The organism is Streptomyces violaceus (assembly GCF_036014075.1).
Lineage (GTDB): Bacteria > Actinomycetota > Actinomycetes > Streptomycetales > Streptomycetaceae > Streptomyces > Streptomyces violaceus.
The window spans coordinates 3,883,251-3,903,755 of sequence record NZ_CP107911.1 but is presented as its reverse complement, the minus strand read 5'-3'; the positions used below and the strand labels follow the sequence as shown (position 1 = coordinate 3,903,755).

Sequence of the window (20,505 nt, the reverse complement as noted above, 5' to 3'; positions counted from 1 at the left end):
CTCAGGGAGGCGGCCCCTTCCCGTATCCGCTACCAGGACGACGGATCGCGCCCGTCCACGGCGAAGACGGTGCCGTCCGGAGCACCGGCGTAGACACGGCCGTCCACGACCACGGGCGCGGGCAGCGTGGCCGGAACCCGGTCCGACTGCGCCGCCAGCCGAGGAGACGTCTGCCCGACGAGCTTCCCGCGCCGCGCGTCGACGGCGAGCAGCCGGCCGTCCGGCGTCGTGACGTACACGTACCGATCACCGGCGACGGGCACGGACCCCCGGGCCACACCGGTCTCCAGACTCCACAGCTGCTTGCGCGCCTCCAGGTCGACGGCGACCAGCCCCCCGCCGTCCGCCATCAGATGGACGACGTCCCCACGCACACTGCCCTGAACCCCCTGCAACGGGATACGCAACGGCACACGCTCGCTCGTCCGCCCCTCCGGGCTGTACCGGACCACGGCCCGCGCCTCTCCCCGCACGGCATCGACCGAGACGAACACGACCGCCCCGCCCTCGCTCCCGATCGGCTCCAACGACCCTTCCAGCCGCGCGTCCCACCGCACCTCGCCCGTGCCCGGGTCCACCGCCGTGACGGTCGTACCGGCACCATCACCGGACACGGTCGCCGCGTACGCCAGCGGATCACCCGGGAACGACACGAAGTACGGCACGTCCTGCCCCGGAATCCGCTGACTCCACTTCACGTCCCCGGAGGCACTGTCCACACCCGTGACCGTGCCGTCGGCCGCGGTGAGCAGCACCATCCCGCCCACGGCCCGCACCCCGCCGGACATGGACATGGGCTGACGCCGAACCACATCCCCCGACTCCGGATCCAGCGCGGTCAGCCGCTGCCCGTGGCCGAGCCCGCCCAGCACCAGGTCACCCGACACGACCGGAGCCCCACTCGGCGGCCCGTCGGCGGCGATCCCCTCCAGTGAGTACTTCCACAGCAGACGCCCGTCGGCGGGGTCCAGAGCGAAGACCAGCCCGGTCTGCGCGCAGAGCAACTTCCCGGCCGCGTAAGAACACAGAGGAGTGCCCGTCCTGGACAACGGCGTAGCCGCCCACGCCGTGAAGGCGGCAGCCGTGGTCCGCGGTGCGCTGACCGCGGGCGCCGGAGCGGGACCGCCCCCGAGCAGGGGCACTGCCGCCAGCGCGCCGACGACGGCCAGCCCCAGGGCACCGGCCCCGAGAACGGCCCGCTTGCCGAGCCGCAGCCTGGACCGATGCGGGGACACGACACCCGGCACCTCTGCCGCACCCGGCGACTCTCCCGCACCCGGCGCCTCGTCCACACGCTGCGCCGGTATGAACACCTGCGTGTCGTACGAGGCCGCCACCGACCGCAGTTCCCGCATCAACTCGTCGGGCGAGGGCCGGTCCTCGGGCTCCTTGGCGAGACACCGCAGCACGAGCGGTGCCAGCTGTTCCGGCACGCCGGCCAGTTCGGGCTCGTCGTGCACGACCTGGTAGGCCACGACATACGGACTGTCCGAATCAAACGGCCCCCGCCCGGTAGCCGCGTGCACCATCACGGACCCGAGCGCGAAGACATCGGCGGCGGGACCGACTTCCCGGGGCCGCCGGAACTGCTCGGGCGCCATGAAGGGCGGTGTACCGATCAGCTTCCCGGTCTCGGTCCGCAACTCGCTGTCCTTTGGCCGGGAAATGCCGAAGTCGATGACCTTCGGCCCGTCCTCGGCGAGCAGGACATTGCTCGGCTTCAGGTCCCGGTGCACGACCCCGACCCGATGGATGTCGCGCAGCGCCTCCGCGAGCCCGGCCATCACCCGCCGCAACTGCGCCGGAGCCAAGGGCCCGTTCCGCTTCACCTCCTGGGCCAGCGTCGGACCCGGGATGAACAGCGTGGCCATCCAGGGCCGTCCGGCCTCGGGATCGGCATCCACAACAGGCGCGGTGAAGGCCCCGCTGACCCGCCGGGCCGCAGCCACCTCCTGCCGGAAACGCCCCCTGAACTCGGGGTCCTCGGCGAACTGCGCGTGCACGACCTTCACGGCCACCTTCATCCCGGAGGTGCTCCGGGCCAGATGCACGACCCCCATGCCGCCCGAGCCCAGGCACTCCTCGAGCCGGTAGTGACCGGCGAATTCAGGAAGTTCCGCTTCCGGGCCCGCTCCGGCGTTTCCCTGCGCCGCCATGGAACCACCCCCGTGCTGTTCGTCCGCGCGCGCGACGCACGGAGCCTAGTCGATGACTCGTACGAGACAGAGGCGGCTTGCTAGCCTCCGCTGGCGAATCGCGCACAAGTGTTTGATGGCGTGATTCAGGGGAATCAACGGGACCCCATGGCTGCCATGGGGTGCAACGGGGGAGGTTTTTCATGTCAGTCGAACAGGTCAGTCCCAGTACCGGCATGCCGGTGGTCACCACACTGGCCGCCGCGGCCACGTACTACTCGGTCGCACCCGGAGTCCGTCTCAACGTCCGCAGCGGCCCCGGCACCGGCTACCCGATCGTCAGAACCCTTTCGGAAGGCGCCCGGGTAGCCATCCACTGCCAGACACCCGGCACCCGCGTCACGGGCCCGTACGGCACGACCACCATCTGGGACAACATCGCAAGCGGCCAGTACATCTCGGACGCCTACGTGAACACAGGCAGCGACGGCTACATCCGCCCCCGCTGCACCTGACCCGCACCGCACGGCCGCGGGCGGCCCGCCCCCACTGCGGGCCGCCCGCGGCATGTGGGACCACCGCGCACCCGCACCCGCACCCGCACCCGCGCACGGCGAGAAGGGGACGTGTCGGGGGGTGTCCGCCCGCAGCGGTTGGCGCGTCAACGGACAGCGAGTCGGTACGCAACCCCATCGCGCCGTTCCGAGGACGGACACCCTCCGACACGTCCCCGCCCCACAACCCGGCGCCAGGCGCCAGGCGTACACCACACCCGCACAGGCCGCCGCAGCCCCGCGCGATAATCAGCCCGTGAGCGCAGAAAACGGCACCCCGGCCCCCGGCCCGAGCCCCGAACCCATCCGCTTCTTCGGCACGACCTGGCTGAACCACGACAACGGCTACACTCCCCGCCGCATCGCCGTCGCCGTCGGCTCACTGGCCGCCGCAGCCGCAGCCTGCCTGGTCCTCCGCCTCGCCTACCAGGGCCTCCAGATCGCCGCGATCGGCAGCTTCGTCTCGCTCCTCATGATCGTGATGTTCGCGATCTGCAGCGCGATGGCCTTCCGCCACACCTGGGACGGCTTCACCCGCCGCCCCGACCCCGACCGCCAGGCATCCCTCCGCGGCCTCCTGACCATCGGCTTCGTCGGCTCCCTCCTCGCGTACTTCTTCCGCTCCCTCACCGAGGCGCCCGGCGAGAGGCTCCACCGCGAGGAGTACGAAGCAGCCCGCAAGCGACACGAGAAGAGCACGACCCGCCGCCCGGGGAAGAAGCGCCGCCGCGCATAGACCGCCGCCTCTCACCGAAATCTCACCGCAGGCGACCCCCACCCCCGGCCACCATGGCCGTATGCCCACACCTCCCTCCGCCCACCACACCACCGAACCCGCGCCCACCGAACCACCCACCACCGAACCCGCGCTCACCGAACCCGCGCCCACCCGAACCGCCCGAGCCCACTCCTTCAACACCGCCGCAGCCCAATACGCGGCCAACCGCCCCTCCTACCCCCCAGCCCTCTTCGACGCGATAGAAGACCTGGCCGGCCACCCCCTCCCCGGCTCCCGCGTCGCAGACATCGGCGCCGGCACCGGCATAGCGACCGCCCTCCTGGACGCCCGAGGCGCGGACGTCATCGCGGTGGAACCCGGCGACGGCATGGCAGCGCAATTCCGCCGCACCCTCCCCGCCATCCCGATCGTCCGCGGCACCGGCGACGACCTCCCCCTCGCCGACGCCTCCCTCGACTTCGTCACCTACGCCCAGGCCTGGCACTGGACCGACCCCGCCCGAGCCGTCCCGGAGGCCCTCCGCGTCCTGCGCCCCGGCGGCGCACTCGCCCTCTGGTGGAACACCGACGCCCTCGACGTCCCCTGGATCGCCGAGGCCGCCACCCGCACCGAGCGCCACTTCGGCATCGACGTCTCCGCCGAGAAACGGAACGTCAACGCCCGCGCCGCCGACCCCACCGGCCGCCTCGACTTCACCCGCCGCACGGTCCGCTGGAGCCGCCGCATCCCGGTCGACACCCACCTCGCCAACCTCGCCAGCCACTCGGTCTTCCTGGTCCACGACCAGGAACACACCGCGTCGTTCCTCGCCGCAGAACGCGAGCACCTGCTCAGGGCCTTCCCGGACGGTTCCGTCGAGGAGGTCTACGAGGTCGTCCTCCTGCTCGCCAGGACCCCAGCCTGACCCCTGCTTGACGCACCCCGCCGCCGGGAGCATTATTCATCACATGATGAATAACGCTCCCGGCTCACCACGCCCCGGCGCGAACACGAACCCAGACCCCACGGCCGTACACGCCGAGAACCTCACCGTCGCCCGCGGCCCCCGCACGGTCCTGCGAGCCCTCGGCTTCACCGTCCCCCGCGGCCAGATCACCGGCCTGCTAGGCCCCTCCGGCTGCGGCAAGTCGACCCTGATGCGCTCCATCGTCGGCACCCAGGCCAAGGTCACCGGCACCCTGGACGTCCTCGGCCGCCCCGCAGGCCACCCCACCCTGCGCACCCGCATCGGCTACGTCACCCAGGCCCCGTCCGTCTACGACGACCTGACCGTCCGCCAGAACCTCGACTACTTCGCCGCGATCCTCGACCCCGGCCGATCCGCCGCCGACCGCCGCCACGACAACGTCACCCGCGCCACAGCCGACGTCGACCTCACCACCCACGCCGACGTCCTGGCCGGCAACCTCTCCGGCGGCCAGCGCAGCCGCGTCTCCCTGGCCGTCGCCCTCCTCGGCACCCCCGAACTCCTGGTCCTCGACGAACCGACCGTCGGCCTCGACCCGGTCCTGCGCCGCGACCTCTGGAACCTCTTCCACGACATCGCGGCAAGCCGCGGCGCGACCCTCCTCGTCTCCTCCCACGTCATGGACGAGGCCGAGCGCTGCCACCGCCTCCTCCTCATGCGCGAGGGCGAACTCCTCGCCGACGACACCCCCGACGCCCTGCGCACCGCCACCGGCGCCGAGACGGTCGAGGAGGCCTTCCTGCACCTGGTGGACGAAGCGAAAGCGGCATCCCGCCCGAAGGAGACGACACGATGACCACTCCCCGCACCACAACCGTCACCCCCACCCCCACTCCACCGAACGCCCGACCGAAAGCCCTGAGCACGGCCCGCACCACCGCCACCACCACCCGCGTCCTGCGCCAGCTCACCCACGACCCGCGCACTATCGCGCTCCTGCTCCTCATCCCCTGCGTGATGCTGCTCCTGCTCCGCTACGTCTTCGACGGCGACCCGCGCACCTTCGACAGCATCGGCGCGTCCCTCCTCGGGATCTTCCCGCTGATCACGATGTTCCTGGTGACCTCCATCGCCACCCTGCGCGAACGCACCTCGGGCACCCTCGAACGCCTCCTCGCCATGCCCCTCGGCAAGGGCGACCTGATCGCCGGCTACGCCCTCGCCTTCGGCACCCTCGCGATCATCCAGTCCGCCCTGGCCACGGGCCTCGCGGTCTGGTTCCTCGGCCTCGACGTCACGGGCAGCCCCTGGCTCCTGCTCCTGGTGGCCCTCCTCGACGCCCTCCTCGGCACGGCCCTGGGCCTCTTCGTCTCGGCCTTCGCGGCCTCGGAATTCCAGGCGGTCCAGTTCATGCCGGCGGTGATCTTCCCCCAGCTCCTCCTCTGCGGCCTGTTCACCCCGCGCGACACCATGCACCCGGTCCTGGAGACCATCTCCGACGTCCTCCCCATGTCCTACGCCGTGGACGGCATGAACGAGGTCCTCCACCACACCGACATGACGGCCACCTTCGTACGCGACGCCCTGATCGTGGCGGGCTGCGCCCTCCTGGTCCTGGCCCTGGGCGCGGCGACGCTACGACGCAGGACGGCGTGAGCCGGGCCACCCGACATCCCGCCCACCGGACACGCGCGCCACCCCGCCCTCCCCGATGCGACGATGGACACCGGACGACGCACCCCCGGAGGCACCCCGCGCCATGACCCAGAAAGTCGCAGTCCTCGGCACCGGCAAGATCGGCGAAGCCCTGCTCAGCGGAATGATCCGCGCCGGCTGGAACCCGGCCGACCTCCTGGTCACCTCCCGCCGCCAGGAACGAGCCGAAGAACTCCGCAGCCGCTACGGCGTCACCCCGGTCACCAACCCGGAAGCCGCGAAGACCGCCGACACCCTGATCCTCACGGTCAAGCCGCAGGACATGGGCACGCTCCTCGACGAACTCGCCCCCCACGTCCCCGCCGACCGCCTGGTCATCAGCGGCGCCGCCGGCATCCCCACGGCGTACTTCGAGGAACGCCTCGCCGCCGGCACCCCGGTCGTCCGGGTCATGACGAACACCCCCGCCCTGGTCGACGAGGCGATGTCCGTCATCTCCGCCGGCACCCACGCCACCGCCGGCCACCTCGCCCACACCGAAGAGATCTTCGGCGCCGTCGGCAAGACGCTCCGCGTCCCCGAGTCCCAGCAGGACGCCTGCACCGCCCTCTCCGGCTCCGGCCCGGCCTACTTCTTCTACCTGGTCGAAGCCATGACCGACGCCGGCATCCTCCTCGGCCTGCCCCGCGACAAGGCCCACGACCTGATCGTCCAGTCAGCCATCGGCGCCGCCACGATGCTCCGCGACAGCGGCGAGCACCCGGTCAAGCTCCGCGAGAACGTCACGTCCCCCGCCGGCACGACGATCAACGCCATCCGCGAACTCGAGAACCACGGCGTACGAGCCGCCCTCATCGCCGCCCTCGAAGCCGCCCGCGACCGCAGCCGCGCCCTGGCCTCCGGCAACAACACCTGAGCGACCGGGGGCGGGCCGATCACCCGCCCCCGCCGCGCATCACACCGTCAGCACGGCACCGGCCTCAGCCACCTCCGACACGGCCGGCAGCAACCCGATCGCGCGATAGGCGGCATCCACAGTCGGCCGAGCCATCCCCCGCGCCCGCGCCGCCCCGTCCCTCAGCACGCGCTCCACATACCCGGGATCCGCACACAACTCCTTGTGCCGCTCCTGCACAGGCCGGAGCGCCTCGACCACAGCCTCGGCGGCGTCCTTCTTCAGAGCCCCGTACGACGCATACGCAGCGGCCAGCTCCTCAGGACTCCCACCCGAGCACGCGGCGAGAATCTCCAGCAGATTGGCGAGCCCCGGCCGGGCCTCCCGGTCGTAAAGGACCTCCCGCCCGCTGTCGGTCACCGCCCGCATGACCTTCTTCCGCACCACGTCCGGCTCGTCCAGCAGATAGACGATCCCCGGCCCGACGTCGTCGCTCTTGCCCATCTTGGACATCGGATCCTGCAGATTCATCACCCGGGCCGCGACCTCAGGACGCGTGGCCCGAGGCACCACGAACGTATGCCCGTACCGCTGGTTGAACCGCGCGGCGATATCCCGCGCGAGCTCCACATGCTGTCGCTGATCGTCCCCGACCGGCACCTCATCGGCCCCGTAGGCCAGGATGTCCGCCGCCATCAGCACCGGGTAGGTCAGCAGGGACAGCCGCACACTCCCACCTCGCCGCTGCTCCCGCGCGGCCTTCTCCTTGTACTGGATCATCCGCCGCATCTCACCGTCGGTGGCCACACACTCCAGCACGTACGAAAGCCGGGCGTGCTCGTCCACATGGCTCTGCACGAACACCGTGCACCCTTCCGGATCCAGCCCGGACGCCAGCAGCAACGTCGCCGCCTGCCGGCTCAGCCGGCGTACCCGCGCCGGATCGTGCTCCACGGTCAACGCATGCAGATCGACGACGCAGAACGAGGCATCGGCCTCGTGCTGGTCGACGGCAGCCCACCGCCGCATGGCTCCCAGGTAGTTCCCCAGCGTCAGATGCCCCGTCGGCTTGACCCCGCTGAAGACCCGTGTCATCTCTCCTCCACCTCCTGGCCAGGACCGCCGCCCCGGGCGGCCGTCCCTCGGTGGTTCCGGAGGGAGAAACAAGAACGGCCGCCGAAGCGGCGGCCGTTGAATGCATACGTGAGAACGGCCGCCGTCAGGCGGCCCACCACAGCTGGGTACACGTACGCGTCGTCATGCACGCCAGACTACGCCCCGAGAATGCCGTCCGCCCTTGAGTTGACACGCCCGGACCCCGTCCGTAGTGTTCTCCGAGTTGCCCGACGTGAGCGCCGACCCCGGTCGGTCCCCGGGCAGCCAATCCGCAGGTACCAGCCACTACTCGACGCAGTAGCTCTGTTGTCGTTTCATTGGCATGCGTATTTACGGAATGAGGAATCCCCGTTCGAAAGGACGCGGCCCCCGATTCGCTCGGGAGCCGGGGAATCCGCTAAAGTCTCACTCGTCGGAACGGCCCAACAGCCGCAAAGACAAACCCCCACTGACTGGGGATCAGGCCCGAAAGGATCTGATAGAGTCGGAACCGCCGGAAAGGGAAACGCGGAAGCGGGAACCTGGAAAGCACCGAGGAAATCGGATCGGAAAGATCTGATAGAGTCGGAAACGCAAGACCGAAGGGAAGCGCCCGGAGGAAAGCCCGAGAGGGTGAGTACAAAGGAAGCGACCGTTCCTTGAGAACTCAACAGCGTGCCAAAAGTCAACGCCAGATATGTTGATACCCCGTCTCCGGCCATCAGGCTGGGACGAGGTTCCTTTGAAAAAACACAGCGAGGACGCTGTGAACGGTCGGGCCTATTCCGCCTGACTGTTCCGCTCTCGTGGTGTCGACCGGATTACCGGTACACATTCACGGAGAGTTTGATCCTGGCTCAGGACGAACGCTGGCGGCGTGCTTAACACATGCAAGTCGAACGATGAACCACTTCGGTGGGGATTAGTGGCGAACGGGTGAGTAACACGTGGGCAATCTGCCCTGCACTCTGGGACAAGCCCTGGAAACGGGGTCTAATACCGGATATTGACCATCGCAGGCATCTGTGGTGGTGGAAAGCTCCGGCGGTGCAGGATGAGCCCGCGGCCTATCAGCTAGTTGGTGAGGTAATGGCTCACCAAGGCGACGACGGGTAGCCGGCCTGAGAGGGCGACCGGCCACACTGGGACTGAGACACGGCCCAGACTCCTACGGGAGGCAGCAGTGGGGAATATTGCACAATGGGCGAAAGCCTGATGCAGCGACGCCGCGTGAGGGATGACGGCCTTCGGGTTGTAAACCTCTTTCAGCAGGGAAGAAGCGAAAGTGACGGTACCTGCAGAAGAAGCGCCGGCTAACTACGTGCCAGCAGCCGCGGTAATACGTAGGGCGCGAGCGTTGTCCGGAATTATTGGGCGTAAAGAGCTCGTAGGCGGCTTGTCACGTCGGTTGTGAAAGCCCGGGGCTTAACCCCGGGTCTGCAGTCGATACGGGCAGGCTAGAGTTCGGTAGGGGAGATCGGAATTCCTGGTGTAGCGGTGAAATGCGCAGATATCAGGAGGAACACCGGTGGCGAAGGCGGATCTCTGGGCCGATACTGACGCTGAGGAGCGAAAGCGTGGGGAGCGAACAGGATTAGATACCCTGGTAGTCCACGCCGTAAACGGTGGGCACTAGGTGTGGGCAACATTCCACGTTGTCCGTGCCGCAGCTAACGCATTAAGTGCCCCGCCTGGGGAGTACGGCCGCAAGGCTAAAACTCAAAGGAATTGACGGGGGCCCGCACAAGCGGCGGAGCATGTGGCTTAATTCGACGCAACGCGAAGAACCTTACCAAGGCTTGACATACACCGGAAACGTCTGGAGACAGGCGCCCCCTTGTGGTCGGTGTACAGGTGGTGCATGGCTGTCGTCAGCTCGTGTCGTGAGATGTTGGGTTAAGTCCCGCAACGAGCGCAACCCTTGTCCCGTGTTGCCAGCAGGCCCTTGTGGTGCTGGGGACTCACGGGAGACCGCCGGGGTCAACTCGGAGGAAGGTGGGGACGACGTCAAGTCATCATGCCCCTTATGTCTTGGGCTGCACACGTGCTACAATGGCCGGTACAATGAGCTGCGATACCGCGAGGTGGAGCGAATCTCAAAAAGCCGGTCTCAGTTCGGATTGGGGTCTGCAACTCGACCCCATGAAGTCGGAGTCGCTAGTAATCGCAGATCAGCATTGCTGCGGTGAATACGTTCCCGGGCCTTGTACACACCGCCCGTCACGTCACGAAAGTCGGTAACACCCGAAGCCGGTGGCCCAACCCCTTGTGGGAGGGAGCTGTCGAAGGTGGGACTGGCGATTGGGACGAAGTCGTAACAAGGTAGCCGTACCGGAAGGTGCGGCTGGATCACCTCCTTTCTAAGGAGCACTTCTTACCGATCCCTTCGGGGTGAGGTCAGAGGCCAGTACATCAGCGAATGTCTGATGCTGGTTGCTCATGGGTGGAACGTTGACTATTCGGCCAGACCTCGGGTCGGAGGCTGCTAGTACTGCTCGTAAGAGCGTGGAACGCATGATCTCCGGGCGGGATGTGGCCGGGCACGCTGTTGGGTGTCTGAGGGAACGAAATTTCCTCAGTCGCCGGCCCCAGTAAACTCGCTGGTTTTCCAGTGGGGTGATGGGTGGCTGGTCGTTGTTTGAGAACTGCACAGTGGACGCGAGCATCTGTGGCCAAGTTTTTAAGGGCGCACGGTGGATGCCTTGGCACCAGGAACCGATGAAGGACGTGGGAGGCCACGATAGTCCCCGGGGAGTCGTCAACCAGGCTTTGATCCGGGGGTTTCCGAATGGGGAAACCCGGCAGTCGTCATGGGCTGTCACCCTTGCCTGAACACATAGGGCAAGTGGAGGGAACGCGGGGAAGTGAAACATCTCAGTACCCGCAGGAAGAGAAAACAACCGTGATTCCGGGAGTAGTGGCGAGCGAAACCGGATGAGGCCAAACCGTATGCGTGTGAGACCCGGCAGGGGTTGCGTATACGGGGTTGTGGGATCTCTCTTTTACGGTCTGCCGGCCGTGAGACGAGTCAGAAACCGTTGATGTAGGCGAAGGACATGCGAAAGGTCCGGCGTAGAGGGTAAGACCCCCGTAGTCGAAACATCAGCGGCTCGTTTGAGAGACACCCAAGTAGCACGGGGCCCGAGAAATCCCGTGTGAATCTGGCGGGACCACCCGCTAAGCCTAAATATTCCCTGGTGACCGATAGCGGATAGTACCGTGAGGGAATGGTGAAAAGTACCGCGGGAGCGGAGTGAAATAGTACCTGAAACCGTGTGCCTACAAGCCGTGGGAGCGTCGCGCATTGAGTTTACTCAATGCGTCGTGACTGCGTGCCTTTTGAAGAATGAGCCTGCGAGTTTGCGGTGTGTTGCGAGGTTAACCCGAGTGGGGAAGCCGTAGCGAAAGCGAGTCCGAATAGGGCGATGGAGTAGCACGCTCAAGACCCGAAGCGGAGTGATCTAGCCATGGGCAGGTTGAAGCGGAGGTAAGACTTCGTGGAGGACCGAACCCACCAGGGTTGAAAACCTGGGGGATGACCTGTGGTTAGGGGTGAAAGGCCAATCAAACTCCGTGATAGCTGGTTCTCCCCGAAATGCATTTAGGTGCAGCGTCGTGTGTTTCTTGCCGGAGGTAGAGCACTGGATAGGCGATGGGCCCTACCGGGTTACTGACCTTAGCCAAACTCCGAATGCCGGTAAGTGAGAGCGCGGCAGTGAGACTGTGGGGGATAAGCTCCATGGTCGAGAGGGAAACAGCCCAGAGCATCGACTAAGGCCCCTAAGCGTACGCTAAGTGGGAAAGGATGTGGAGTCGCAGAGACAACCAGGAGGTTGGCTTAGAAGCAGCCACCCTTGAAAGAGTGCGTAATAGCTCACTGGTCTAGTGATTCCGCGCCGACAATGTAGCGGGGCTCAAGCGTACCGCCGAAGTCGTGTCATTGCGATATATACCCCCAACGGGGATCGTGATGGGTAGGGGAGCGTCGTGTGCCGGGTGAAGCAGCCGCGGAAGCGAGTTGTGGACGGTTCACGAGTGAGAATGCAGGCATGAGTAGCGATACAAACGTGAGAAACGTTTGCGCCGATTGACTAAGGGTTCCTGGGTCAAGCTGATCTGCCCAGGGTAAGTCGGGACCTAAGGCGAGGCCGACAGGCGTAGTCGATGGATAACCGGTTGATATTCCGGTACCCGCTGTGAAGCGTCAAACATCGAGCATCGTGATGCTAAGGCCGTGAAGCCGTTCCGGACCCTTCGGGGAAAGGAAAGTGGTGGAGCCGCCGAACCAAGCGGTTAGTAGGTGAGTGATGGGGTGACGCAGGAAGGTAGTCCATCCCGGGCGGTGGTTGTCCCGGGGTAAGGGTGTAGCCCGTCATCTAGGTAAATCCGGATGACATGAGGGTGAGACCTGATGCCGAGCCGATTGTGGTGAAGTGGATGATCCTATGCTGTCGAGAAAAGCCTCTAGCGAGTTTCATGGCGGCCCGTACCCTAAACCGACTCAGGTGGTCAGGTAGAGAATACCGAGGCGTTCGGGTGAACTATGGTTAAGGAACTCGGCAAAATGCCCCCGTAACTTCGGGAGAAGGGGGGCCACACCTGGTGAGAACACTTGCTGTTCGAGCTGGGGGTGGCCGCAGAGACCAGCGAGAAGCGACTGTTTACTAAAAACACAGGTCCGTGCGAAGCCGTAAGGCGATGTATACGGACTGACGCCTGCCCGGTGCTGGAACGTTAAGGGGACCGGTTAGTCACTCTTCGGGGTGGCGAAGCTGAGAACTTAAGCGCCAGTAAACGGCGGTGGTAACTATAACCATCCTAAGGTAGCGAAATTCCTTGTCGGGTAAGTTCCGACCTGCACGAATGGCGTAACGACTTCTCGACTGTCTCAACCATAGGCCCGGTGAAATTGCACTACGAGTAAAGATGCTCGTTTCGCGCAGCAGGACGGAAAGACCCCGGGACCTTTACTACAGTTTGATATTGGTGTTCGGTTCGGCTTGTGTAGGATAGCTGGGAGACTTTGAAACTCGCACGCCAGTGTGGGTGGAGTCGTCGTTGAAATACCAGTCTGGTCGTGCTGGATGTCTAACCTGGGTCCGTGATCCGGATCAGGGACAGTGTCTGATGGGTAGTTTAACTGGGGCGGTTGCCTCCTAAAGAGTAACGGAGGCGCCCAAAGGTTCCCTCAGCCTGGTTGGCAATCAGGTGTTGAGTGTAAGTGCACAAGGGAGCTTGACTGTGAGACCGACGGGTCGAGCAGGGACGAAAGTCGGGACTAGTGATCCGGCGGTGGCTTGTGGAAGCGCCGTCGCTCAACGGATAAAAGGTACCCCGGGGATAACAGGCTGATCTTCCCCAAGAGTCCATATCGACGGGATGGTTTGGCACCTCGATGTCGGCTCGTCGCATCCTGGGGCTGGAGTCGGTCCCAAGGGTTGGGCTGTTCGCCCATTAAAGCGGTACGCGAGCTGGGTTTAGAACGTCGTGAGACAGTTCGGTCCCTATCCGCTGTGCGCGTAGGAATATTGAGAAGGGCTGTCCCTAGTACGAGAGGACCGGGACGGACGAACCTCTGGTGTGCCAGTTGTTCTGCCAAGGGCATGGCTGGTTGGCTACGTTCGGGAGGGATAACCGCTGAAAGCATCTAAGCGGGAAGCCTGCTTCGAGATGAGTATTCCCACCTCCTTGAGAGGGTAAGGCTCCCAGTAGACGACTGGGTTGATAGGCCGGATATGGAAGCACGGTAACGTGTGGAGTTGACCGGTACTAATAGGCCGAGGGCTTGTCCTCAGTTGCTCGCGTCCACTGTGTTGGTTCTGAAACCACGAACAGCCCCATGCCAGGTCACGGTATGGTGCGGCAGTTTACAGTTTCATAGTGTTTCGGTGGTTATAGCGTTAGGGAAACGCCCGGTTACATTCCGAACCCGGAAGCTAAGCCTTACAGCGCCGATGGTACTGCAGGGGGGACCCTGTGGGAGAGTAGGACGCCGCCGAACAATTATTCAAAGAAATCCCCGTGCCATTCGGCACGGGGATTTTTGCGTTTAGGGTCATGACATGAACTACGATCTCGTCATCTTCGACAACGACGGTGTGCTCGTCGACAGTGAGCCCATCTCCAACCGGCTGCTGGCCGCATATCTCACCGAGCTCGGGCACCCGACCTCGTACGAGGAGTCCATACGGGACTACATGGGGTCGGCGATGCACCGGATTCATGAGCTGGTTCTCGAGCGGACGGGACGACGGTTGCCGGAGAGCTTCGACGATGTCTTTCACGCGCGGGTGTTCGCGGCGTTCGAGCAGGAGCTCGTGGCTGTGGCCGGGGTCTCCGGCGTCCTGGAGAAGCTCGCCGCGGACGGGGTGCCGTACTGCGTGGCCTCGTCCGGGAGTCATGAGCGGATTCGGGTGGGACATCGGACGACCGGGCTCGATCGGTGGTTCGACGAGGGGCGGATCTTCAGCTCGCAGGACGTCGGGCGGGGGAAGCCGGCACCCGATCTGTTCCTGTATGCCGCCGAGCGGATGGGGGTCGCGCCCGGGCGGTGTGTCGTCGTCGAGGACAGCCCGCTGGGGGTGCAGGCGGCGGTCGCGGCCGGGATGGACGTGTACGGGTTCACCGCCATGACACCGGCGGAGAAGCTCGCCGACGCCACTCGGCTCTTCTCCGATATGGGGGAGCTGTTCGATCTGCTGGTCTGAGCCCGTGAAAGATGAGGCAAATTCATCTTTGGCTGGATCTACCCACGGGTAAGCCGGGGCCCTACGCTCGCCGTCATGACTGATGTGCTGCGGCGCGGCAGGGGCTCTTTGACGTTCAGCTTCTTGGTGCAGGGGGTCGCCTTCGCTCTGCTCGTGACGCGGATCCCGGCCATCCAGGACCGGTACGGGGTATCCGACGCGCTGCTGCCCGCTTTTCTGGCCGCCGTGCCGGTTCTCGCCGGGGTCGGGAGCGTCAGCACCGAGCGGCTGGTGAAGCGGGTGCCGCCGAGCCGGCTGCTGCGGTGGTCCCAGCCCGTGGTGCTGCTGGCGCTGCTCGGAGTCGGGGCCGGTGAGCGGATGGTGGAGCTGGGGGTCGCGCTCGCGGCGTTCGGGCTCGCCGTCGGGGTGCTGGACGCGTCGATGAACATGCTCGGGGTGAGCCTGCAGCGGTCGTACGGGCGCAGCATCATGCTCAGTTTTCACGCGGCCTACAGCCTGGGCGGGATCGTCGGGGCGTCGCTGGCGTGGGTGGGGGCGCACTGGGATCTGGCGTTGTGGATGTCGTATCTGCCGGTCGTGCTGGTGCTGTTGCCGGCTGTGCTGGTGGGGAGCCGGTGGTATGTCGACGGCGGCGACGCGGGGCCGGTGGCGGAGTACGGGGTGGAGGAGAAGGCGGGCGAGGGGCAGGCCCTCGCGTTCAAGTTGCTTTTGCCGCTGTGTCTGGTGATGACCGTCGCGTACATCGGGGACTCGACGGTCTCCAACTGGAGCGCGAAGTATCTGCAGGACGTGCTGGGGAGCTCGGAGCAGATGGCGACGGTGCCGTACAACGTGTACATGATCACCACGCTGGTGGGGCGGGCGTTGGGGGACCTCGGGGTGCGGCGGTTCGGGGCGGTCGCGGTCGTGAGGGCCGGGGCGCTGGTCGCGGCGGGTGGGTTCGCCGTGGTGGCGGGGGCGCCCGGGGCGTGGGTCGGGATGCTGGGGTTCACGCTGCTGGGGCTGGGGTTGTGTGTGCTGGTGCCGCAGACGTTCGCGGCGGCCGGCAGGTTGTTCCCGGGGGCTTCGGATGCGGCCGTGGCGAGGCTGAATGTCTTCAACTATGTGGGGTTCTTGATCGGTTCGCCGTTGGTGGGCGCGCTCGGGGATCTGTGGAGCTACCGCGGGGCCATGCTCGTGCCGATGGTGTTGGTGCTGGTGACGCTGGTGTACGCCCGTTCGTTCGCTGCTCAACCGGACCGATACGGTGGCGGGCATGAGCGGCCGCACACAGCTGATGTGGGACGAGGCAGTAACGGGCTATGACTTCGGTCCCGGGCATCCGATGGACCCGGTCCGGCTCGCGCTGACCCGGAGACTGGTCGACGCCTTCGGGCTGGACCGTGAGGTGGAGGTGGTCGCCGCGAAGGCGGCCGGGGAGTCGACGCTGCGGCTCGTCCACCGGGAGGACTACATCGGGGCGGTGAAGGCCGCGTCGGCGGAGCCCGGGGCGGCGGACCAGTCGTACGGACTCGGGACGATGGACGACCCGGCCTTCGCGGGGATGCACGAGGTGTCGTCGCTGATCGCCGGGCAGTCGGTGGGGGCGGCGGAGGCCGTGTGGCGTGGAGAGGCGCCGCACGCGGTGAACTTCGCGGGCGGGCTGCATCACGCGATGCCGGGCGGTGCGTCCGGGTTCTGCATCTACAACGACGCGTCGCTGGCGATCGCCCGGTTGCTGGAGCTCGGGGCCGAGCGGGTCGCCTATGTCGACGTCGACGTGCATCACGGGGATGGAGTGCAGGCGGCGTTCTGGGAGGACCCGCGGGTGCTGACGATCTCGCTGCACGAGCATCCCCGGACGCTGTTCCCGCAGACCGGGTGGCCGGAGGAGACGGGGGCGGACTCCGCGGAGGGCTCGGCGGTGAACGTGGCGCTGCCGGCCGGGACCGGGGACGCCGGATGGCTGCGGGCGTTCCATTCGGTGGTGCCGGAGCTGATCGCCGACTTCCGGCCGCAGGTGCTGGTGACGCAGCACGGTGCCGACACGCATTTCGAGGATCCGCTCGCGCATCTGGCCGTGTCGCTGGACGCGCAGCGGGCGGTGCAGGTGGCCTGTCACGACCTGGCGCACGAGCACGCCGACGGGCGGTGGGTGGCGCTGGGCGGGGGCGGCTACGCGGTGGTGGACGTCGTACCGAGGTCGTGGACGCACCTGGTCGCGATCGCGGCGCACCGGGAGGTGGAGCCCGAGGCGGTGATCCCCGAGGGGTGGCGGCAGGAAGTGTTCGCGCGGACGCGGCAGTTGGCTCCGGCGCGGATGACGGACGGGCGCTGGCCCGTGGAGTGGACCGGCTGGGAGGTGGGGTACGACCCGGCGGACCGGCTGGACCAGGCGGTGCTGGCGGCTCGGCGGGCGGTGTTCCCGCTGCGGGGGCTGTTGCCGTAGGGCCTGGGGTGCCTGCCTGGGTGGCAGGCACCCCAGGCCGCTGCTCAGCCGCAGTGGCCCGAGTCGGCGCCGGTCGCGCTGCCGATGGCGCCGGACCAGTTGACGCAGTAGCCGCCCGCGCCGAGGTAGACCGGGCCGGCGTAGGACGTGTAATAGCCCGTGTCGGAGACGATCGGGTTGTGCTCCTCGGGGATCTCGAGGGTGACGGACATGTAGATCTTCGCGCCGGCCTTGTTGCGGATGGTCACCGCACAGTTCTGGCCCTTCGCCTCGTTCCAGGTGAGGTAGACGGTGCCGACGGTGCCGACCGGCGTGGAGTCGATCACTTTGAAGCCGGAGCCGCAGACGCCGTTGTACGCCGCCTTGGCCGCCTTGGAAGCGGTCGGTACCGCCGCGGATGCCGGGGCCGTTGCCGCGAGGGTGGCGCCCAGGGTCACGGTGGCGAGTGCCGCGGCGGTGGCCGTGGTGCGACGGGACAGCTTCATGGTGGTTCCCCCTGTGATGTGGTCGAAGTGTCCGGCTCCCCGTGCGCCGGTCGATCGGCGCTCGCCGTACACAAGGGGTGAGACCAGGGAACCCGGCCAGGGGTTGTGGGGTGTTTTGTCGCTGTTCTGTCACTGGTGTCACGGTCCGTGTTACGCCGACCGTGCGGTGTTTCGGTGTTCCCGGGGCGGTTCGGGGGTTCTGTGCTTCACCATCACTGTGGTGCTGACCAACGCGGCTCTTCGCGCGCATCTGCTGGCCGCCCGGCTTGCCGGGACCGTGGCGACTTCGCGGGAGGAGAGTCTGCGGAGCTATCGGCTCTTCGCGGCGCGTGACCCTCGCGTGCTGATCGGGCTCGATCCTGAAGGGGCCTGGAGTCAGAGGGAATTGCTCGAGCTGATGGCGGACCGGTGCGGGGTTTCGGCCGATTCTCGGCGGACTTCCGGCCAGGACGTGATCGATCCGCAGCGGACCGTGGCCGCGCTGGACGCCTTCGCGGAACGTCTCGCCGATGTCGCCCAGCGGGGTGCTCCGGTGCTTCTCGGTACCGGGCACCCGCACCGGCTGCTCGGTTTCTACGCCGCTCTGGCAGACGCGCTGTCGGCGGCGGGGTGTGCGGTTCTCACCCCCGCGCAGGGTCGCTGTGTCGACATAACGACCCGGTTCGGCCTACGTACGTACAACCTCGACTACGTACGAGGAGTCGCGTTGGTGCGGGCGCCCGGGGTGGAACGCCCCGGTTGTGAGCCCGGCGCACATACGCACTCACCTCTCCCGGTTCGTACCGCGCTGGCCGCCGCGGCGGAGGCCGGCGGGCCCCTTCCCGAGCTGGTGATCGGGGACCACGGGTGGGTCTGCGGAGCAGGTCAGCTGGGGTTCGAGGCCATCGGGCCGGCCGATACGGACGACCCCGCCCCGTTCGTCGGGCAGGCGGAGGGGTCCGTGTCCGTCGTCGTTCCACTTGATGACGGCGTGCGATCTGATTACTACCTGCCGCTTACCCGCTACGTACTCAATCGGGCGTGTCTGTCACAGTAGGCCGTTGATGGGTGCACCTCTTCCCCACTCGCATCACAGGCCCCTACATTGGGGAGTGAGCACGCAGCGACGAAGAGTCACCGGAAGGGGAAGCCGGTGGCCGTCGAGTGCGGAAGGTTCAGGTGTGTCATGGCTGCAGCTGGCGAGAGGCCTCTGAACGAGGTTCAGTTCCTTACCGTGGCGGAAGTCGCCTCGGTGATGCGAGTGTCGAAGATGACCGTGTACCGGCTGGTGCACAGCGGTCATCTGCCCGCGATCCGTGTGGGGCGGTCTTTCCGCGTCCCGGAGCAAGCGGTTCACGAGTACCTTCGCGAGAGTTATGTGGGGGTGGAAACCGCCTGACGGCTGGGGCGGGGTGGTCCCTCACAGGGCACTCGGGATCACCCTGGCCTCCTCGATTACGACCTCAGCGCTCGGACGGGTAGGCTAGCCCCTCGTAGGTCGTATGGGCCCATGGCGCCCAACGCCGAGTGATGAGAAGTGAGCGAGGGTAGTCGTGGGCTCTGTTATCAAGAAGCGGCGCAAGCGGATGGCCAAGAAGAAGCACCGCAAGCTGCTCAAGCGCACGCGCGTTCAGCGTCGCAACAAGAAGTAAGTTCGCGACGCGGACGCCGCGAGAGCGTCGTTGTGGCCCCCCACCCACTGGTGGGGGGCCACACGTGTATCGCCATGTACGTCCGGCCGCTGCCCGTCACTTCGCGCATCGGGCGGTCATCACAGCGCAACACCGAACCGCTAAGTTGGCCCCACGGGGGAACGCGGCGGGGACCAGAGGTTGTGGAAGGAAGGCGCTGATCTTGGGCAAGGTCGTGCTTGTGACCGGAGTGGCCCGCCAGCTGGGGGGCCGGTTCGTGAGGCGGATCCAGCGGGACCCCGAGGTGGACCGGGTGATCGCCGTGGACGCGGTGCCGCCCGAGCACCATCTGGGCGGCGCGGACTTCATCCAGGCCGACATCCGGCAGCCCACGATCGCGCGGGTGCTCGCCGAGACGGCCGCCGACACGATCGTCCACCTGGACGTGACGGGCACGCCGCTGGGCAGCGGCAACCGGGCTTCCCTGAAGGAGACCAACGTCATCGGCACCATGCAGCTGCTCGGTGCCTGCCAGAAGTCCCCGGCCGTGCAGCGGCTCGTCGTGAAGTCCAGCACCAACGTCTACGGCTCCGCGCCCCGCGACCCGGCCGTCTTCACCGAGACGACCCCGCCCAAGTCCCTGCCCAGCGGCGGCTTCGCCAAGGACACGGTGGAGGTCGAGGGCTACGTCCGCGGCTTCGCGCGCCGCCGGCCCGATGTGGCCGTGTGCGTGCCGCGGTTCGCCAACATCCTGGGCCCGACCGCGGACACCCCGCTCGCCTCGTACTTCGCGCTGCCGGTCCTGCCGACCGTGTTCGGCTACGACCCCAGGCTGCAGTTCGTGCACGAGGACGATGTGATCGAGGTGCTGCGGATCGCCTCCCACCAGCCCAGGCGGGGCACGCTCAACAGCGGCACCTTCAACATCGCCGGCGACGGCGTCCTGCTGCTCTCCCAGTGCTCCCGGCGCCTCGGGCGCCCCACCGCGCCTCTGCCTCTCCCGGCGGTCACCTGGGCGGGCTCGCTGGTGCGTACGCTGGGGATGACGGACTTCTCGCCCGAGCAGATCCGGCTGCTCACCCACGGCCGGGTCGTGGCCACGGGCCAGATGCGCGAAACGCTGGGATTCCAGCCCAAGTACACGACCGCGGAAACGTTCGCGGACTTCGCCCGCAGCCAAGGACCCGGACTTCTTCCGCCGGAGGCCCTTGCGGGGGCCGTCGACCGGATCGCCGCGCTGCCCCTCGCGGGCGACGGCCACCCCCCGACGCAGAGCGCCAACTGAGGAGCGCAT

Annotated in this window: 16 protein-coding genes and 3 rRNA genes; 16 read left to right on the top strand and 3 right to left on the bottom strand. The window is 66.8% G+C overall.

Going from position 1 to position 20,505, the window contains the following annotated elements:
• Positions 1 to 29: 29 nt before the first annotated feature.
• A complete protein-coding gene (locus OG542_RS17500; RefSeq protein WP_328411975.1) occupies positions 30 to 2,156 on the bottom strand; it encodes a protein kinase domain-containing protein in 2,127 nt (708 codons plus the stop codon).
• Between the two features lie 182 nt (positions 2,157 to 2,338).
• On the opposite strand from OG542_RS17500, the gene OG542_RS17495 reads away from it, so the two are divergent.
• From OG542_RS17495 to proC, 6 genes are all read left to right on the top strand, one after another.
• Positions 2,339 to 2,650 (top strand): SH3 domain-containing protein, encoded by a 312-nt coding sequence (locus OG542_RS17495; protein ID WP_328411973.1) that lies wholly within the window; start codon positions 2,339 to 2,341, stop codon positions 2,648 to 2,650.
• Between the two features lie 295 nt (positions 2,651 to 2,945).
• Positions 2,946 to 3,425, top strand: a complete 480-nt coding sequence (locus tag OG542_RS17490; RefSeq protein WP_328411971.1) for an EamA/RhaT family transporter — start codon at positions 2,946 to 2,948, stop codon at positions 3,423 to 3,425.
• 61 nt (positions 3,426 to 3,486) lie between these two features.
• Positions 3,487 to 4,332, top strand: a complete 846-nt coding sequence (locus OG542_RS17485; protein ID WP_328411969.1) for a class I SAM-dependent methyltransferase — start codon at positions 3,487 to 3,489, stop codon at positions 4,330 to 4,332.
• A 43-nt stretch (positions 4,333 to 4,375) separates the two neighbouring features.
• Positions 4,376 to 5,191, top strand: coding sequence for an ABC transporter ATP-binding protein (locus OG542_RS17480; RefSeq protein ID WP_328411967.1), 816 nt, complete (start codon positions 4,376 to 4,378; stop codon positions 5,189 to 5,191).
• Positions 5,188 to 5,991 (top strand): ABC transporter permease, encoded by an 804-nt coding sequence (locus OG542_RS17475; protein WP_328411965.1) that lies wholly within the window; start codon positions 5,188 to 5,190, stop codon positions 5,989 to 5,991. Before OG542_RS17480 ends, OG542_RS17475 begins: the two co-directional genes overlap by 4 nt.
• Before the next feature lie 103 nt (positions 5,992 to 6,094).
• On the top strand, positions 6,095 to 6,907 hold the full coding sequence (gene proC / locus OG542_RS17470) for a pyrroline-5-carboxylate reductase (protein WP_311127098.1): 813 nt from the start codon (positions 6,095 to 6,097) through the stop codon (positions 6,905 to 6,907).
• A gap of 39 nt (positions 6,908 to 6,946) precedes the next feature.
• Here proC and trpS read toward each other — a convergent pair whose 3' ends face one another.
• Complete coding sequence (gene trpS / locus OG542_RS17465; RefSeq protein ID WP_328411962.1) at positions 6,947 to 7,981, bottom strand: tryptophan--tRNA ligase; 1,035 nt, start codon at positions 7,979 to 7,981, stop codon at positions 6,947 to 6,949.
• Between the two features lie 834 nt (positions 7,982 to 8,815).
• Between trpS and OG542_RS17460 the strand changes: the two genes are divergently transcribed.
• From OG542_RS17460 to OG542_RS17435, 6 genes are all read left to right on the top strand, one after another.
• Positions 8,816 to 10,341, top strand: a 16S ribosomal RNA gene (locus OG542_RS17460).
• A 310-nt stretch (positions 10,342 to 10,651) separates the two neighbouring features.
• Positions 10,652 to 13,774: ribosomal RNA gene (locus OG542_RS17455) — 23S ribosomal RNA — on the top strand.
• 91 nt (positions 13,775 to 13,865) lie between these two features.
• Positions 13,866 to 13,982 (top strand): 5S ribosomal RNA (gene rrf, locus OG542_RS17450).
• The 16S, 23S and 5S rRNA genes sit together here, the layout of an rRNA operon.
• A gap of 61 nt (positions 13,983 to 14,043) precedes the next feature.
• Positions 14,044 to 14,688, top strand: coding sequence for an HAD family hydrolase (locus tag OG542_RS17445; RefSeq protein WP_328411960.1), 645 nt, complete (start codon positions 14,044 to 14,046; stop codon positions 14,686 to 14,688).
• 75 nt (positions 14,689 to 14,763) lie between these two features.
• The gene (locus tag OG542_RS17440) at positions 14,764 to 15,993 is read left to right on the top strand and encodes an MFS transporter (protein ID WP_328411958.1); all 1,230 of its coding nucleotides are present in this window, start codon (positions 14,764 to 14,766) and stop codon (positions 15,991 to 15,993) included.
• Positions 15,944 to 17,116, top strand: a complete 1,173-nt coding sequence (locus OG542_RS17435) for an acetoin utilization protein AcuC (protein ID WP_328411956.1) — start codon at positions 15,944 to 15,946, stop codon at positions 17,114 to 17,116. The genes OG542_RS17440 and OG542_RS17435 overlap by 50 nt, the downstream gene beginning before the upstream one ends.
• 44 nt (positions 17,117 to 17,160) lie before the next feature.
• Here OG542_RS17435 and OG542_RS17430 read toward each other — a convergent pair whose 3' ends face one another.
• Entirely contained in the window at positions 17,161 to 17,601 is a 441-nt protein-coding gene (locus OG542_RS17430) for a spore-associated protein A (RefSeq protein WP_328411954.1), read from the bottom strand.
• Between the two features lie 220 nt (positions 17,602 to 17,821).
• On the opposite strand from OG542_RS17430, the gene OG542_RS17425 reads away from it, so the two are divergent.
• The 4 genes from OG542_RS17425 to OG542_RS17410 all read left to right on the top strand — a co-directional run bounded on the left by OG542_RS17425 (position 17,822) and on the right by OG542_RS17410 (position 20,496).
• Positions 17,822 to 18,637 carry a phosphatase gene (locus OG542_RS17425; protein ID WP_328411952.1) on the top strand — a complete coding sequence of 272 codons (816 nt, stop codon included), beginning with the start codon at positions 17,822 to 17,824 and terminating at the stop codon, positions 18,635 to 18,637.
• Between the two features lie 129 nt (positions 18,638 to 18,766).
• A complete protein-coding gene (locus OG542_RS17420; RefSeq protein WP_004984898.1) occupies positions 18,767 to 18,979 on the top strand; it encodes a helix-turn-helix domain-containing protein in 213 nt (70 codons plus the stop codon).
• 154 nt (positions 18,980 to 19,133) lie between these two features.
• Positions 19,134 to 19,232, top strand: coding sequence for a 30S ribosomal protein bS22 (locus tag OG542_RS17415; RefSeq protein WP_003948845.1), 99 nt, complete (start codon positions 19,134 to 19,136; stop codon positions 19,230 to 19,232).
• Positions 19,233 to 19,434: 202 nt separating this feature from the next.
• A complete protein-coding gene (locus OG542_RS17410; protein ID WP_328411950.1) occupies positions 19,435 to 20,496 on the top strand; it encodes an NAD-dependent epimerase/dehydratase family protein in 1,062 nt (353 codons plus the stop codon).
• Positions 20,497 to 20,505: the final 9 nt, after the last annotated feature.